At 68.2% G+C, this 14,632-nt stretch carries 14 protein-coding genes; 7 read left to right on the forward strand and 7 right to left on the reverse strand.

The annotated features are described in order from the left end of the window. From gspD to AC1Q6E_RS00655, 4 genes are all read left to right on the forward strand, one after another. Positions 1-2,508 carry a type II secretion system secretin GspD gene (gene gspD / locus AC1Q6E_RS00640; protein WP_296556787.1) on the forward strand — a complete coding sequence of 836 codons (2,508 nt, stop codon included), beginning with the start codon at positions 1-3 and terminating at the stop codon, positions 2,506-2,508. After that, positions 2,505-3,929 carry a type II secretion system ATPase GspE gene (gspE, locus tag AC1Q6E_RS00645; protein ID WP_152793536.1) on the forward strand — a complete coding sequence of 475 codons (1,425 nt, stop codon included), beginning with the start codon at positions 2,505-2,507 and terminating at the stop codon, positions 3,927-3,929. The genes gspD and gspE overlap by 4 nt, the downstream gene beginning before the upstream one ends. Positions 3,930-3,943: 14 nt before the next feature. Further along, positions 3,944-5,158 (forward strand): type II secretion system inner membrane protein GspF, encoded by a 1,215-nt coding sequence (gene gspF / locus AC1Q6E_RS00650; protein WP_152793537.1) that lies wholly within the window; start codon positions 3,944-3,946, stop codon positions 5,156-5,158. Between the two features lie 98 nt (positions 5,159-5,256). Next, on the forward strand, positions 5,257-5,760 hold the full coding sequence (locus tag AC1Q6E_RS00655) for a glutathione peroxidase (protein ID WP_152793538.1): 504 nt from the start codon (positions 5,257-5,259) through the stop codon (positions 5,758-5,760). A 10-nt stretch (positions 5,761-5,770) separates the two neighbouring features. On the opposite strand, the gene AC1Q6E_RS00660 is transcribed toward AC1Q6E_RS00655, so the two are convergent. Genes AC1Q6E_RS00660 through AC1Q6E_RS00685 form a run of 6 tightly spaced genes read right to left on the reverse strand, consistent with a single transcriptional unit; the run spans position 5,771 to position 11,844 of the window. Continuing rightward, on the reverse strand, positions 5,771-6,700 hold the full coding sequence (locus AC1Q6E_RS00660) for a LysR family transcriptional regulator (protein WP_152793539.1): 930 nt from the start codon (positions 6,698-6,700) through the stop codon (positions 5,771-5,773). A 51-nt stretch (positions 6,701-6,751) separates the two neighbouring features. Beyond that, complete coding sequence (locus AC1Q6E_RS00665) at positions 6,752-7,654, reverse strand: polysaccharide deacetylase family protein (RefSeq protein ID WP_296556788.1); 903 nt, start codon at positions 7,652-7,654, stop codon at positions 6,752-6,754. Continuing rightward, positions 7,651-8,358 (reverse strand): isochorismatase family protein, encoded by a 708-nt coding sequence (locus AC1Q6E_RS00670; RefSeq protein ID WP_152793540.1) that lies wholly within the window; start codon positions 8,356-8,358, stop codon positions 7,651-7,653. Before AC1Q6E_RS00670 ends, AC1Q6E_RS00665 begins: the two co-directional genes overlap by 4 nt. Positions 8,359-8,371: 13 nt before the next feature. Continuing rightward, complete coding sequence (locus AC1Q6E_RS00675; protein WP_492572030.1) at positions 8,372-9,994, reverse strand: FAD-dependent monooxygenase; 1,623 nt, start codon at positions 9,992-9,994, stop codon at positions 8,372-8,374. 4 nt (positions 9,995-9,998) lie between these two features. Continuing rightward, positions 9,999-10,991 (reverse strand): Bug family tripartite tricarboxylate transporter substrate binding protein, encoded by a 993-nt coding sequence (locus AC1Q6E_RS00680; protein WP_152793542.1) that lies wholly within the window; start codon positions 10,989-10,991, stop codon positions 9,999-10,001. 43 nt (positions 10,992-11,034) lie between these two features. Next, a complete protein-coding gene (locus tag AC1Q6E_RS00685) occupies positions 11,035-11,844 on the reverse strand; it encodes a maleate cis-trans isomerase family protein (protein ID WP_296556790.1) in 810 nt (269 codons plus the stop codon). 159 nt (positions 11,845-12,003) lie between these two features. On the opposite strand from AC1Q6E_RS00685, the gene AC1Q6E_RS00690 reads away from it, so the two are divergent. Next, a complete protein-coding gene (locus AC1Q6E_RS00690; RefSeq protein ID WP_152793544.1) occupies positions 12,004-12,381 on the forward strand; it encodes a RidA family protein in 378 nt (125 codons plus the stop codon). A gap of 6 nt (positions 12,382-12,387) precedes the next feature. On the opposite strand, the gene AC1Q6E_RS00695 is transcribed toward AC1Q6E_RS00690, so the two are convergent. Continuing rightward, on the reverse strand, positions 12,388-12,861 hold the full coding sequence (locus tag AC1Q6E_RS00695; protein WP_296556798.1) for an Lrp/AsnC family transcriptional regulator: 474 nt from the start codon (positions 12,859-12,861) through the stop codon (positions 12,388-12,390). A 156-nt stretch (positions 12,862-13,017) separates the two neighbouring features. Between AC1Q6E_RS00695 and kynB the strand changes: the two genes are divergently transcribed. Next, a complete protein-coding gene (kynB, locus tag AC1Q6E_RS00700) occupies positions 13,018-13,644 on the forward strand; it encodes an arylformamidase (protein WP_152793546.1) in 627 nt (208 codons plus the stop codon). 46 nt (positions 13,645-13,690) lie between these two features. Then, complete coding sequence (gene kynA / locus AC1Q6E_RS00705; protein WP_296556791.1) at positions 13,691-14,545, forward strand: tryptophan 2,3-dioxygenase; 855 nt, start codon at positions 13,691-13,693, stop codon at positions 14,543-14,545. The last annotated feature ends 87 nt before the right edge of the window (positions 14,546-14,632 follow it).

Below are 14,632 nucleotides of genomic sequence, written 5' to 3' on the forward strand. Positions count from 1 at the left end.
ATGCCCATGCTCAACCAAGCCTCTTTCCGCAACCGACCGGCACCGGCGCCCCTGGCCCGGACGCTGGCCGTGGCGGTCTCCTCGGCCCTGCTGGCGCTGGCCGTACCGCCCGCCGCCGGCGCCGCCGCCGCAGGTGCCGGCGCCGCCAACTCCTCGGCGGCCGACGGCGTGGTGCTCAACTTCGTCAACACCGAGCTGGACGCGGTCGTGCGCGCGCTGGGGCAGTTCACCGGCAAGACCTTCCTGGTCGATCCCCGCGTCAAGGGCCAGCTGACCCTGGTCTCCGAGAACCCGGTCAACCGCGACACCGCCTATCGCATGCTGCTGGGCGCGCTGCGCATGCAGGGCTTCGCGGTGGTGGAGGTGGACGGCGTCAGCAAGGTGGTCCCCGAGGCCGACGCCAAGTTGCAGGGCAGCCCGGTCACCAGCGGCGCCGGCGCCAACAGCGGCCAGCTCGTCACCCAGGTGTTCAAGCTCAACTACGAGAGCGCGACCAACCTGGTGCCCGTGCTGCGGCCCATGATCGCGCCGAACAACCCGATCAATGCCTACCCGGGCAACAACACACTGGTCATCACCGACTACGCCGACAACCTGAAGCGCATCGCCAACATCATCGCCAGCGTCGATACCCCCTCGGCCATCGCCACCGACCTGATCGAGATCAAGTACGGCATCGCCACCGACGTGGCGGCGCTGGTCACCAAGCTGCTCGATCCGGGCACCGGCGGCGACGCCACGCAGCGGATCACCGCCGTGGCCGACCCCCGCACCAACAGCGTCCTGCTCCGCGCCAGCAGCCCGGCGCGCAACAAGCTCGCGCGCGACCTGATCGCCAGGCTGGACAACCCCGCGGCCCGCGCCACCAACATGCACGTGGTCTACCTGCGCAACGCCGAGGCGGTCAAACTGGCCGAAGTGCTGCGGGGCGTGCTGACCGGGCAGTCGGGCACCGGCACGATGGGCGGCACGGGCAGCCTGGGCGGCGGGATGAGCGGCGGACTCGGCGCCGGGCTGGGCGGCTCGACCGGCCTCTCCGGCAACAACACCTCGTCCGTCAGCGGCAACTCCAACACCTCGAACACCTCCGGCGCCCTGGGCGGCGGAACGGGGCTGGGCGGTTCCGGCTCGCTGGGCGGCACGACCCAGGCCGGCTCGACCGTGTTCAGCGGCGGCGGCGCGACGGTCCAGGCCGACGCCACCACCAACACGCTGATCATCACCGCGCCCGAGCCGCTCTACCGCAGCCTGCGCGAGATCATCGACCTGCTCGACGTGCGCCGCGCGCAGATCTTCGTCGAAAGCCTGATCGTCGAAGTCTCGGCCGAAACCGCCGCCGAATTCGGCATCCAGTGGCTGACCGGGCTCGGCAACCTGAACGCGGGCAACGGTACCGCCGTGGTGGGCGGCACCAGCTTCGGCGGCACGGGCTCGAACATCATCGGCGCGGCGCAGAACATCGGCTCCATCGGCAAGGGCCTGAGCATCGGCATCGCCAAGGGCTCGGTCAACATTCCGGGCATCGGCCAGGTCACCAACCTGGGCTTCCTCGCCCGCGCCCTCGAAACCCAGGCCGGCGGCAACATCCTGTCCACGCCCAACCTGCTGACGCTGGACAACGAGCAGGCCAGCATCATCATCGGCCAGAACGTGCCCTTCATCACGGGCCAGTACGCGCAGACCGGCAGCACCTCCACCGTCAGCCCGTTCCAGACCGTGGAGCGCAAGGACGTAGGCCTGACGCTCAAGGTCAAGCCACAGGTGTCCGAAGGCGGCACGGTCAAGATGAGCATCTACCAGGAAGTCAGCAGCGTAGACGAAAGCAAGTCCAACAGCGCGGGCATCATCACCAACAAGCGCGCCATCGAATCCAACGTGCTCGTGGACGACGGCCAGATCATCGTCATCGGCGGCCTGATCCAGGACCAGGTCACGGGCAGCGTGGAAAAAGTGCCGGGACTGGGCGACATTCCCGTCCTGGGCAACCTTTTCCGCTACGACAACCGCAAGCGCACCAAGACCAACCTCATGGTGTTCCTGCGGCCCTACGTGGTACGCGAAGGCGGCTCGCAAAGCAGCCTGATGATCGACCGCTACGAATACATGCGCGCCCAGCAGGCCCAGGCGCAGCCGGGCTCGCACTGGCTGCTGCCCGACATGCAGGCGCCGCAGTTGCCGCCGCGCGTGCCCGGCGTGGGCGACCCCGTCCAGAGCGGCAGTGCCGGCGCCGGCAACGTGCCGCCCACGACGATCCCGCGCGACGTCTCGGCGCTGCAATCGACCGACCCGACCATCGTGCTCCAGGTGTTCGGCGCGCCTTCCGAAAGCGAGGCCCACCTGGCCTCGCGCCGGGTCGCCGACGCGGGCATGAGCGCCTACGTGGTCCACGACGATGCCCTGCGCTGGGACGTGCGCATGCGCGTGGCGCGCGACCGCGTCACGGTGGACTCCACCCTGGCGGCCCTGCGCGACCTGGGCTACGCCGCCGAGATCGTGACACGGCCATGAACCCGCTGCCTTATTCCTGGGCCCGGGCGCAGCGGGCGCTGCTCAGCATGCGGCCCGACGGCAACCTGCTGACGGTCAGCCCGCGCACGCCGGCCTGGGCCATCGCCGAAGTCCAGCGCCGCCACGGCGCGGTGCGCATCGCGCGGATTTCCGACGCCGAACTGGAAACGCGCCTGACCGCGGCCTACGCCGATACCGGGGATGCCGCCGCGGTGGTGGGCGCGGCCGAGAACGAGATCGACCTGGCGCGCCTGATGCAGGACATTCCCGAAGTGGAAGACCTGCTCGAAACCCAGGACGACGCGCCCGTCATCCGGATGATCAACGCGCTGTTCACCCAGGCCGCGCGCGACGGGGCGAGCGACATCCACATCGAGCCCTTCGAGACCCACTCGGTGGTGCGCTACCGCGTGGACGGAACGCTGCGCGACGTGGTGAGCCCGCGCAAGGCGCTGCACGCGGCGCTGATCTCGCGCATCAAGATCATGGCCAACCTCGACATCTCGGAAAAGCGCCTGCCGCAGGACGGGCGCATCGCGCTGCGCGTGGGGGGCCGCCCGATCGACGTACGGGTGTCCACGCTGCCCACCGGCCACGGCGAACGCGCGGTGCTGCGCCTGCTGGACAAGGAAGCGGGCCGGCTCGAATTGTCGCGCCTGGGCATGGACGCCGGACTGCTGAAGCAGCTGGACCGGCTCATCCACCAGCCCCACGGCATCGTCCTGGTCACCGGCCCGACCGGCAGCGGCAAGACCACCACGCTGTACGCCGCGCTGGGCCGGCTCGATGCCTCCACCACCAACATCCTGACGGTGGAAGATCCCATCGAGTACGACCTGCCCGGCATCAGCCAGACCCAGGTCAACGCCAAGATCAGCATGAGCTTCGCGCTGGCGCTGCGCGCCATCCTGCGCCAGGATCCGGACGTGATCATGATCGGCGAGATCCGCGACCTGGAAACCGCGCAGATCGCGGTGCAGGCTTCGTTGACCGGCCACCTGGTGCTGGCCACGCTGCACACCAACGACTCGGTGTCCGCCGTGACGCGCCTGACCGACATGGGCGTGGAACCGTTCCTGCTGTCGTCGTCGCTGCTGGGCGTGCTGGCCCAGCGCCTCGTCCGGCGCCTGTGCCCCGATTGCAAGGAATCGCACACCGAGCCCGACGGCCGCGCCGTGTACCGTCCGGTGGGCTGCGCCACGTGCAGCCACACCGGCTATCTCGGCCGCACCGGCATCCACGAACTCTATACCGTGGACGATGCGCAGCGGCAGCTGATCCATGAAGGCGCGGGCGAGCAGGAACTGCGCAACGCGGCGCAGGCCGCGGGCATGCGCACCATGCGGCAGGACGGCGACCGCTGGATCGACTCCGGCACGACCTCGCCCGAAGAAGTCGTCCGCGTCACACGAGATGTCTAGGAGGAAAGGCTGACATGCCTTCGTATCGCTTCGAAGCCGCCGACGCACTGGGCAAGCTCGACCGCGGGTTGATCGACGCGGACAGCCCGCGCGCGGCGCGCGCCCAGTTGCGGGCGCGGGGGCTGACGCCGCTCGCGGTGGAAGAAGCCAGCGCCCAGCGCAGCGGCGGCGGATCGCGCGCCTGGTTCGGCGCGCGCATGTCCGACTCGGAACTCGCCTGGGCGACGCGGCAGCTGGCCAGCCTGCTGGCGGCCCGCCTGCCGCTGGACGCGGCGCTGACCGCGACGGCCGAGCAGTCCGAGAAAAAGCACGTTTCCGAGGTCCTGTCCGCCGTGCGCGCCGACGTGCGGGCCGGCCATCGGCTGGCCGACGCGCTGGCGACGCGGCCGCGCGACTTCCCCGACATTTATCGCGCGCTGGTGGCGGCGGGCGAGGAATCCGGCGATCTGGCGCACGTCATGGAGAAGCTTGCCGACTACATCGAGGAACGCAACGCCCTGCGCATCAAGGTCCTGACGGCCTTCATCTATCCCGCCGTGGTCGCCCTGGTATCCATCGGCATCGTCATTTTCCTGTTGGGCTACGTCGTGCCGCAGGTCGTCAGCGCGTTTTCGCAGGCCCGCCAGGAACTGCCCTTGCTGACCCGCGTCATGCTGAGCCTGAGCGACTTCGTCCGCAGCTGGGGATGGCTGGTCGCCCTCGTCCTGGCTGCCGCGCTGGCCTGCTGGCGCATGATGCTGCGCGCGCCCGCCACGCGGCTGGCCTGGCATTCCCGCTTGCTGAAGATGCCGCTTGCCGGCCGCTTCATCCTGGGCCTGGACGCCGCGCGCTTCGCTTCCACGCTCGCCATCCTGACCGGCAGCGGCGTGCCGCTGCTGCGGGCGCTGGACGCCTCGCGCCAGACGCTGGGCAACGACCGCCTGCGGACCAGCGTGGACGACGCCACCTCGCGCGTGCGCGAGGGCGTGTCGCTGGCTTCGGCCCTGCAGGTGCAGAAAACCTTTCCGCCCTTGCTGGTGCACCTGACCGCCAGCGGCGAGAAGACCGGCACGCTGCCCGAGCTGCTCGAACGCGCGGCCCAGACGCTTTCGCGCGAGGTCGAGCGGCGCGCCATGGCGTTGACGGCACTGCTCGAACCGCTGATGATCCTGCTGATGGGCGGCTTCGTGCTGCTGATCGTGCTGGCGGTGCTGATGCCCATCATCGAAATCAACCAGCTCGTGCGCTAAGGCACGTTGCACCGGCGGCGGCCAGCGACGTCCCGACGCGCGATGAAACGGCGCGGCCCCTCCTGGGCACGCGCCCGCCGTTCAACCAGGAGCCCGCCATGACGACTCTTTACGATTTTTCCGCCACGGACATCGAAGGCAGCGACGTGCCGCTCGACCGCTTCCGCGGCAAGGTGCTGCTGGTGGTGAACGTTGCCTCCCAGTGCGGCTTCACGCCCCAGTACGCGGGCCTGGAGGCCCTGTACCGCGCCTACCGCGAGCGCGGCCTGGAAATCCTCGGTTTCCCCTGCGACCAGTTCGGCCACCAGGAGCCGGGCAGCAACGAGAGCATCCGGGACTTCTGCAAGCTCAACTACGACGTGACTTTCCCGATGTTCGCCAAGATCGACGTCAACGGCGACGCCGCCCATCCGCTGTACCGCTGGCTCAAGAGCGCCAAGCCCGGCCTGCTGGGCACCGGGGCCATCAAGTGGAACTTCACCAAGTTCCTGGTCGACCGTGCGGGCGCGCCCATCGCCCGCTACGCGCCCACCGACAAGCCGGACTCGATCGGGCCGGACATCGAGGCGGCGTTGGACGCCACCGGACCGGCCCCGTCCTGACCCGCCGCGATCACCCCGCCAGCGCGGCCCCGCTGCCCGGAATCTCCACACCGGGAATGCCGGCCAGGATCTCCGACAGGATGTCGATGAATCCGTGAACCGGCGCGGACAACGCCTTGTGGCGCGGCCAGGCCACGACCACCTTGCGCCGGATGGCCGGCTCGGCCAGGGCCACGCTTCGCAAGGCGCCGCCGAACAACTCCGACGACAAGGCCATGGGCGGAATGATGGACAGCCAGCCCGGCCTGAGCGTGACATGCAACAGGCTCTGCAAGGAGTCGATTTCCAATTGCGGCCGCAAGACCAGCCCCTGCAGGCCGAACTGGGCATCGATCAGGTTGCGCATGGATTTGTAGCGCGACGGCAGCACGAGCTGGAACCCGGCCAGTTCATTCCCCCGCACCAGGTCCCGGTCCGCCAGGGTATCCCGGTGGCCGACCACCACCAGCGCTTCGGTGGAAATGTCCCGGGTCTGCATGTTGAGCAGGTCCTGCGTGGTGCTCAGCAGCGCGCACTCCAGGTCGCCGGCGATGAGCCAGCTGATCAGGTCGCTGCGGTATCCGTCCCGGGACAGGAACTCGACCGCGGGATGGCGTTCGCGGAAGGCCTCCAGTGCCCGCGCCATCACGAACTGGTGAAACGACGCCTGCGCACCGATCCGGATCTTGCCGCTGAACCGGTCCGCGCCGCTCGCCAGCACCGCCCCGGCGCGTTCGAGTTCGGTCAGCACGCGGATGCAGTGCCGGTAGAACTCGTGCGCCAGGGGATTGGGCGTCACCCCATGCGGATCGCGGCTGAACAACTGCACGTCGTGATGCGCCTCGAGCCGCTTGATCTGCTGGCTGATCGCGGGCTGGACGACATGCAGCCGGCGGGCGGCGCGCGTAATGCTGCCCTCTTCATAGAGCGCGACGAAGCAGCGTATCTGGCGTATGTCCATGCTGGGCACCGGGACGGAGAGTGATGCGCGCTTGGGGCCTGGGCGTCCCGTTCAGCGGATGGGAACCACACCCGGCGGCAGGCCCGCGACATGCTCGGCGATCGCTCCGGGTGTCGTCAGCCAGACCCGGTGGCGCTGCGAGGCGATATGGGACAGTATCCGCCGCAACTGCCTGATGCGATGGGGCTGCCCGGTCAGGAACGTATGCAGCGACAGGCAATATACCATCGGGTATTGCGACGATTCCTGGAGCTGCTCGTCGAACGCATCGATGGCCATGCGCGTGAACTCCTCGTCGCTCGCTCCGCGATTCACGTAGGCGGGCAGGTCGTTGAGTTCCATCGACGGATAGGGCACGGCAAGAATGGGGCCATGCTTGGTCCGGAACCACATCGGCTGGTCGTCGAACCACCAGTCCAGCATGTATTTCCACCCCAGCTCCTTGAGCAGTTCCGGCGTGTTCGGACTCTGCGAGATGAACGGACCCAGCCATCCGGCCGGCGCCTTGCCCTCATGCCGCTCGAACAGCGACCTGACCTCGCCCAGCATGGTCCGCTCCGCGTCCGGCGACATGTCCGCCTGGCGCTCGGAGTTCGTGCGGCCGTGCCCGACCATCTCGTCGCCGCGCCGGCGGCAGGCCTCCAGGACCTCCGGGCAGACGTCGTAGACCGACCCATTGGCCAGCACGGCCAATGGAAACCCGAACGACTCGAACTCCCTCAGGATGCGCCAGACGCCCACGCGGTTGCCGTAGTCCCGATAGGCGTAGCCCCGATGATAGGGCGCCGCAGGCATGGAGGTGAAATCATTGCCGGGGTTGCGGCCGAACTCGAAGCCTTCGATGTTGAGGGCGAAATAGACCGCCAGCCGTCGCCCTTCGGGCCAGTCGTAGACCGGCCGGGTAACGATGGCGCTGTAGTCGTAGCGATCATTGCCGTGTTCGAACTTCTTCACTTCGCTTCCTCCTCTGCTGCCGCCGGCGCCAAGGCGTCGAGCGCCGCCAGCAATGTCGTGGTATCCATCACGTCCGCGTACTTCTCCGCCATGTCGTACAGGTTGACGGCATGCGAAGCCTGGTTCCGGTCGTAGACCGCATCCGAAGGAACGGCCACCCGGTAGTTGTAGGAAAACGCGTCCACCACGCTGCTGCGGACACAGCCCGACGTCGCGCAGCCCGTCACCACCAGCGTGTCGGCGCCGGTATTGACCAGATAGCTGGCCAGGGGGGTGCCGAAGAATGCGCTGGGATGCTTCTTGGGCAGCAGCACGTCGCCCGGGCGCGGCGCGATGGCCTCCACGAATTCGTAGCCCTTGGCCGGGATCTGCATCATGGTCGGCACCTTCTCGGTCAATCGGCCCTGGTCAAAGCCGAACTTGGGTGCGACGTGGGGATACAGCACCGGCCAGTTCTTCGCGCGGAACAGGGCCAGCAATCCGGCGATGTGTTCGATGGCCCGCCAGGCGGTGTCGCCGCAGGACGTGGCGAACTCCTGGACGGCCTGCTCGAACGGCATCGGCCTCGTCCCGGCCGTGCGGTACTGCACGTCGATGATCAACAGCGCCGGGCGGCGGCCCAACCCCGATGGCCGGCCAAAGCCGGCCAGCCGGGAAGCGGCCCGGTCTCGCTCGGGAATGAGCGGGTCCCATATTTTCGACATGTCGTTTTCCTCCTCAATGCGCGCCGCGCGCGATATCGACGATCCGGGCCGCGGCGCGGCCGTCGGCCCCCCGCCACGCCACGTGGCCATCGGGACGCACCAACACCAGCGCCGCGCCATACGCCTCGGCCGCCTGCCTGGAGTCGATCCGGTGCACCGCCAGCGGCATCCCCCGGCGATCCGCTTCGCGCACGAACCCGCCCGCCTCGGCCATGGCCCCATCGTCGAACGCCAGCAGCACGAACCCCCTGCCGAACAGATCGAGGGTCGAGCGCCCCGGCGCGAGCCAGGCATGCGGCGCGCGCGCGCCCGGGCGCGCGGTCTGCTCATAGCGCGAATATTCGTCGGGAACCGGCGGCGTGCCGTCCGCCGCGCAAAGCGGCGAGTCGTCGTAGCGGTATCCCATCTGCAGTCCCCACGACTGCCATTCGTACTGCGTGGCGCGCTTCATCCGCTCGCCGGTCTCGCGGCGCGCGGCTTCCGCCCGCTCCGACTCTTCCAGCAGGTACTCACAGCGCGGCGGCGACACCCAGGTCTTGTAGTTATGGGTCGAATAAGCCGCATTGCGCACGGCCACCGGCTTGCGCTCCTGCGTGTAGGCCGGCAGCAAGGCCGGTCCGCCCCATCCCTCGATCATCGCCTGCAGCTTCCACCCCAGGTCGACTACGTCGCCCAGGCCGGTGTTCATGCCCATGCCTCCCGTCGGCGACATCGTGTGGACGGCATCGCCGGCCAGCAGCACCCGTCCCCGCCCATAGCTCTCGGCCACCAGCTCCGCCCGCTTCCACGGCAATATGGACACCACCTCGAACGCGATGCGATCCGTGCCCAGCGCGCGCAGCACCCAGGCTTTCGCATCGAAAGCCTCCATATCGAATTTCGACGCCGTGCCATAGACAGTCAGCCGCCACACGTCGCGTCCGTCTATCACCGTCACGTTGCCCCACGTTCCTTCCGGCCCGATCAGCAGGAAACGCTCGGCGGGCCGCTTGCCGCACAGTTCCAGCAGCCGCGGGCAGGAGAACAGCACGCTCATCGAGTAGTTCAGATGGCCCCGGCCCTCCATGTCTATGCCCAGGCCGGCGCGGACCGTGCTGCCGGCGCCGTCGCATCCGACCAGGTAGTCGGCCCGGATCGTCAGCGGTGCATCCCGGCGCAGGTCGGTGGCGCGGATCAGGACCCGTTCCTCATCCTGCTCGAAGCCATCGACCCGCGTCTGGACCCGGATCGTGCCGCGCCCGCTGTCCCGCAGCGCCGCCTTCAGGACCGGATCGAGCCAATGCTGCGGGCACCGCTGTTTCTTCTCCGGCGACCACTCAGGCAGCGGCATGGCCGCCAGCGCGGGATACTCGTCCCTGGCCAGCGTATGGCCCGCCAGGCTCGTGCAGAACTCGATGGAAAGCGCGAAGTCGTCGGGAAACCCGCTTTCCCGCACGGCTTGCGCGATCCCCCAGCGCCGGAAGAGTTCCATGGTCCGCACGGAGACGAACCCGGCCCGGGGATGCGTCACCTGCCCATCTTCTTTTTCCAGCACCACCGCGTCGATGCCCCGCCACGCGAGATCAAGCGCCAGGGACAAGCCCACCGGGCCCGCGCCCACGATCGCGACCGGGATGGACAACACTTCTTCAGTCATACAGTCACTCCACCGAAATCTTTGCATCCGTCACTACCTGCTTCCACTTCCTGCCTTCGGCGGCGGCCGCCGCCGCGAACTGGTCCGGCGTCTCGTCCACGGGCATGTAGCCGAGCTTGGCGATATCGGCGCGCACCGACGGCTGCTGGCTGGCGTGGCGGAACGCGCTGTTCAGCCGCGCCAGCACGCCGGCGGGAACCCCCTTGGGAGCCACCAGCCCGAACCATTCGAGCGACTCGAACCCGGGATAGCCGCTTTCGGCCAGGGTCGGCAGATCGGGGACCAACGGATTGCGCTCCAGGCTGGAAATGGCGATGGGACGCAGGCCGCCGTCCTGCATGTGCGGCAGCATGTGGCCCAGGGCGATGAACGCCATGTCCAGGTGATCGCCGGTCAGGTCCGTCAGCACCTGCGCGTTGCCCTTGTAGGGGACATGGATCATGTCGATCCCGGCACGCGCCTTGAGCAGCTCGCCGGTCAGGTGGATGATCGACCCCACGCCGGCGGAGCCGAAGCTCAGCCTGCCGGGCCTGGCCTTGGCCAGCGCCACGACATCCGCCACCGTGCGCACGGGCAGTTTGCTGTTGACCGCCAGCACCAGCGGTCCGCGCACGGCCCTGCTGACCGGCTGGAACGAACCGAGCGGATCGTAGGGCAGCGAGGCATACAGCGCCGGCGCGACGGCCAGCGTGCTGGTGCCGCCCCACAGCAGCGTGTAGCCGTCGGCCGCCGCGCGGGCAGCCTGCCCGCCCCCCAGGGTCCCGCCGGCGCCCGGCCGGTTGTCCACCACGACGGTCTGGCCCAGTTCGGGAGCGATGGCCCGCGCGAAGATCCGCGCGGTGACATCGGTGGGACCTCCCGCCGCAAAGGGAACGATCAACGTAACGGGCCGGCTGGGATAGTCCGCCGCCCAGGCCGCGGACAGCGCGGCCGCGGACAGGGTGCAGGCCAGCAGGATTCGGGCGTGACGATGCCACGCCTGTCTGGAAGCGTTCATGCGATTCTCCTGAGGTTGCGCGGTCGCCGCCGCGCCGGGATGACTAAACGGGGATCCGGCCGGCCCATCCGCCGTAGAGCGGTTCGCCCGTGCGCTCGGGGGCGAGGTACGCCTGGCCGCCCGCCTCCCTCACCATGGCCCAGGCCAGGCACAGGTTGGAAGACAGGACGGGCTTGCCGGTCATGGACGAGACTTCGACCAGGGCCCTGAGCGTCGGCATGCCGGTTCCGGTGAACATGATGGCGTCGGCCTCCTGCCAGCGCAGCTGGCTGAACGACGACATCACCAGAGGTGTCGTAATGCCGTAGATATCGCGCGTGTCGCGGGTATCGAGCGCGACCGACGCGCAATCGACGATGTCCAGGCCCCCGGCTTCCCAATAGCGCTTGCTGGCCTCGACCAGGAAGGGCGGATAGGGGGCGAAAAGGGCGACCCGCTTCGCGCCGATGTGATCCAGGGCCCGGCGCAGCGCCTGCGCCGAAGAAATGATGGGATAGCCGAAGCGCGCCGACGCGGCATCCAGCGCGCGCCGCTCCTCGTCCGCCCCGACCAGATACGAACTGCCGGTGCAGGCATAGCCCAGCACGTCCAGCCTGGCGCTGTCGTAGGACTCCAGGCTGGACGGCAGATTGCCCAGGTAGTCGATCAGCCGCTGGCGCGAATCCGTGCGGCTGCCCTGCAGCCGCGTGACAAGCATCGAGAATCCGGCAGGCAGCAGGGCCGCCAGCTCCGGCTCGACCACCGGATTCGCCTGCGGGACCGCCACGCCCAGCACGGCGCCGTTACCGTACTCGCGCACGCCATTCGTACCCGCAAGATCGGCGGGAGGCACCGCCGCTACCACGTCGCTCATGACATTCCTTCGTTCGAGAGTCGAGGAAATTATCTACAGGCGGTGCCATCGCAACAATTAACTTTGTTTGATGGGGGGTATCACGCGGCGGCCCGCCCTGGGCAAATCCCCCCGTTTCATGGGAGCATCTGCGCTTTCCGTCAGACAGCGAGCAACAGCATGAAAGAAGTCATCGACGTCGGCCTGCCCGATGTGGGCCAGCCTTTTTCCTGGGCGGTGCGCAGCGGCGGGATCCTGTTCACCTCGCAAGGCCCGGTGCGCAAGGACGGCAGCATCGACACCGGCCCGATCGAGGACCAGGCCCGGCTGACCTTCCGCAACCTGCAATCGGCGGTCGAGGCGGCCGGCGGCACGCTGGACGATGTCACGCAGGTGCTGATCTACATGACCGACGTCCAGGACATGAAGGCCATCGACACCGTCTACCGCGAGTTCTTCACCGCGCCCTACCCCAGCCGCTCCAGCGCCGCGGTCGCGGCCCTGGTCGTGCCGGGCATGAAGGTGGAGATCGTCGCGTTCGGGGTCGTCAACAAGTAGCGGGTTTCACTCCCGTTCCAGCACTTCGAAGGGCGAGGCCGAGCGCTTGATGTAGCCCAGCACGATGTTGGACTCGATATCGCGCACGCCTGGCGCGCGATACAGCCGGTTGACGATGAAATCCGAATAATGGCTGACGTCGCGGGCCCGCACCACCAGCATGTAGTTGGCTCCGCCCGTGACGATGCGGGCGGACAGCACCTCCGGCCAATCCTGGATCGCGGCCACGAAGGCCTCGTGCCATCCCTCGACCTCGTGGCGCATGGACACGTGCACCACGGCCTCCACCTCCAGGCCCAGCTTGGCGTAGTCGAGCACGCAGCTGTAGCCCTGGACGATTCCCGCCTCTTCCAGCAGCTTCACCCGCCGCAGGCAAGCCGATGGCGACAGTGAAACCCGGGCCGCCAGGTCCTGGTTGCTGATACGGCCATCGCGCTGCAGGCACTCGACAATGCGCATGTCGAGACGATCCAGTTTTATTCGCATGAAATTTTACAAATTCCTTTCATTTCAGAATTTTATTCGAATTCACACCTGCCCAGGCACTGAAAATGCCAGCACATTCGATGGGGGCTTCGTTAAGATTCCATCTGGATGCGGCGTTGCCAGAAACGCCGGCCCTTTCCCCCCGACGCCATGCCCCTGATCGACATCAGCCCTCCGCTTTCTCCCGCCACCCCGGTCTGGCCGGGCGACACCCCGTTCCAGCAGGCCGAGGTCTGGCGCATGGAAGGCGCCTGTCCCGTCAACGTCGGGCGCGTGACACTCTCGCCCCACACCGGCGCCCACGCCGATGCGCCCCTGCACTACGCGCGCGGCGGCATGCCTGTCGGGGAGGTCCCGCTCGACACCTACCTCGGCCCGGCCCGCGTCATCCACTGCCTGGACGCCGGTCCGCTGGTGGAAGCACGCCATGTCGGACACGCCCTGGATGGCGTGCCGCCGCGCGTGCTGCTGCGCACCTATGCCCGCAACCCGGTCGAGCGCTGGGACGACGGCTTCTGTGCGATCGCGCCCGCCACCATCGCGCTGCTGGCGCGGCACGGCGTGCGGCTGGTCGGCATCGACACGCCCTCCATCGACCCGCAGGAATCCAAGACCATGGACGCGCACCGCGCGGTGCACGCCGCGGGCATGGCCATCCTCGAAGGCCTGGTGCTGGACCAGGCCCCCGAGGGCGACTACGAACTGATTGCCCTGCCACTGCGCTTCGCCACGCTGGACGCGAGTCCCGTGCGGGCGGTGCTGCGACCGCTGCGCTGATTCCTCCATCTCCGTTTCAACGACCCATCGTCCAGGACGTTCCTCCATGACTGCCCCCAGGCAAGACAGCGAAGCCTCTCCCTCCTCGTGGCACAGCGCGCAGATGGATTTCTCCAAGTCCATGAGCTATGGCGACTACCTCGGCCTCGACCAGTTGCTGGGCGCCCAGCATCCGCTGTCGCCCGACCACAACGAAATGTTGTTCATCATCCAGCACCAGACCAGCGAACTCTGGATGAAGCTGATGCTGCACGAGCTGTTCGCGGCCCGTGCGTGCATCCAGCGCAGCGAAGTGGAGCCGGCCCTGAAGATGCTGGCGCGCGTCTCGCGCATCATGGAGCAGCTGGTCCATGCCTGGACGGTGCTGTCCACCATGACGCCATCGGAATACACCAAGTTCCGCCCCTACCTGGGCAGTTCGTCGGGCTTCCAGTCCTTCCAGTACCGGCAGATCGAGTTCGTGCTGGGCAACAAGAACGCCGCGATGGTGGCGCCGCATGCCCACCATCCCGAGCGCAAGGCGCTGGTGCAAGCCGCGCTGGCGGCGCCTTCGCTGTACGACGAAAGCCTGATGCTGATGGCCCGGCGCGGATTCGCCATCGCGCCGGAGCGCCTCGCGCGGGACTGGACCCTGCCCACGCAATACGACGCTTCGGTCGAAGCCGCCTGGCTGAAGGTCTACGCCGACCCGGATGCCTGCTGGGACCTGTACGCGCTGGCCGAGAAACTCGTCGACCTGGAAGACGCCTTCCGCCAATGGCGTTTCCGCCACGTGACGACGGTGGAACGCGTGATCGGCTTCAAGCGCGGAACCGGCGGCACGGCCGGCGTCAGTTACCTGCGCAAGATGCTGGAAGTGGTCCTGTTCCCCGAGCTCTGGCAGATGAGAACGAGTTTGTAGCCCCCCCTACGCGCTGACGCGCGCCCCCCAGGGGGCGGCACTGTCGGACCGGCGGAGCCGGATCCGCTGTGCCCTGGGTAGAGCGGC

The organism is Pigmentiphaga sp. MLSB6-MA01, assembly GCF_058793475.1.

Coding starts and splice junctions, on each gene's coding strand:
- gspD (WP_296556787.1), top strand. CDS start 1: ATGCCCATGCTCAACCAAGCCTCTTTCCGCAACCGACCGGCACCGGCG.
- AC1Q6E_RS00670 (WP_152793540.1), bottom strand. CDS start 8,358: ATGTCGAAAATATGGGACCCGCTCATTCCCGAGCGAGACCGGGCCGCT.
- gspF (WP_152793537.1), top strand. CDS start 3,944: ATGCCTTCGTATCGCTTCGAAGCCGCCGACGCACTGGGCAAGCTCGAC.
- AC1Q6E_RS00680 (WP_152793542.1), bottom strand. CDS start 10,991: ATGAACGCTTCCAGACAGGCGTGGCATCGTCACGCCCGAATCCTGCTG.
- AC1Q6E_RS00675 (WP_492572030.1), bottom strand. CDS start 9,994: ATGACTGAAGAAGTGTTGTCCATCCCGGTCGCGATCGTGGGCGCGGGC.
- kynA (WP_296556791.1), top strand. CDS start 13,691: ATGACTGCCCCCAGGCAAGACAGCGAAGCCTCTCCCTCCTCGTGGCAC.
- kynB (WP_152793546.1), top strand. CDS start 13,018: ATGCCCCTGATCGACATCAGCCCTCCGCTTTCTCCCGCCACCCCGGTC.
- AC1Q6E_RS00685 (WP_296556790.1), bottom strand. CDS start 11,844: ATGAGCGACGTGGTAGCGGCGGTGCCTCCCGCCGATCTTGCGGGTACG.
- gspE (WP_152793536.1), top strand. CDS start 2,505: ATGAACCCGCTGCCTTATTCCTGGGCCCGGGCGCAGCGGGCGCTGCTC.
- AC1Q6E_RS00655 (WP_152793538.1), top strand. CDS start 5,257: ATGACGACTCTTTACGATTTTTCCGCCACGGACATCGAAGGCAGCGAC.
- AC1Q6E_RS00690 (WP_152793544.1), top strand. CDS start 12,004: ATGAAAGAAGTCATCGACGTCGGCCTGCCCGATGTGGGCCAGCCTTTT.
- AC1Q6E_RS00660 (WP_152793539.1), bottom strand. CDS start 6,700: ATGGACATACGCCAGATACGCTGCTTCGTCGCGCTCTATGAAGAGGGC.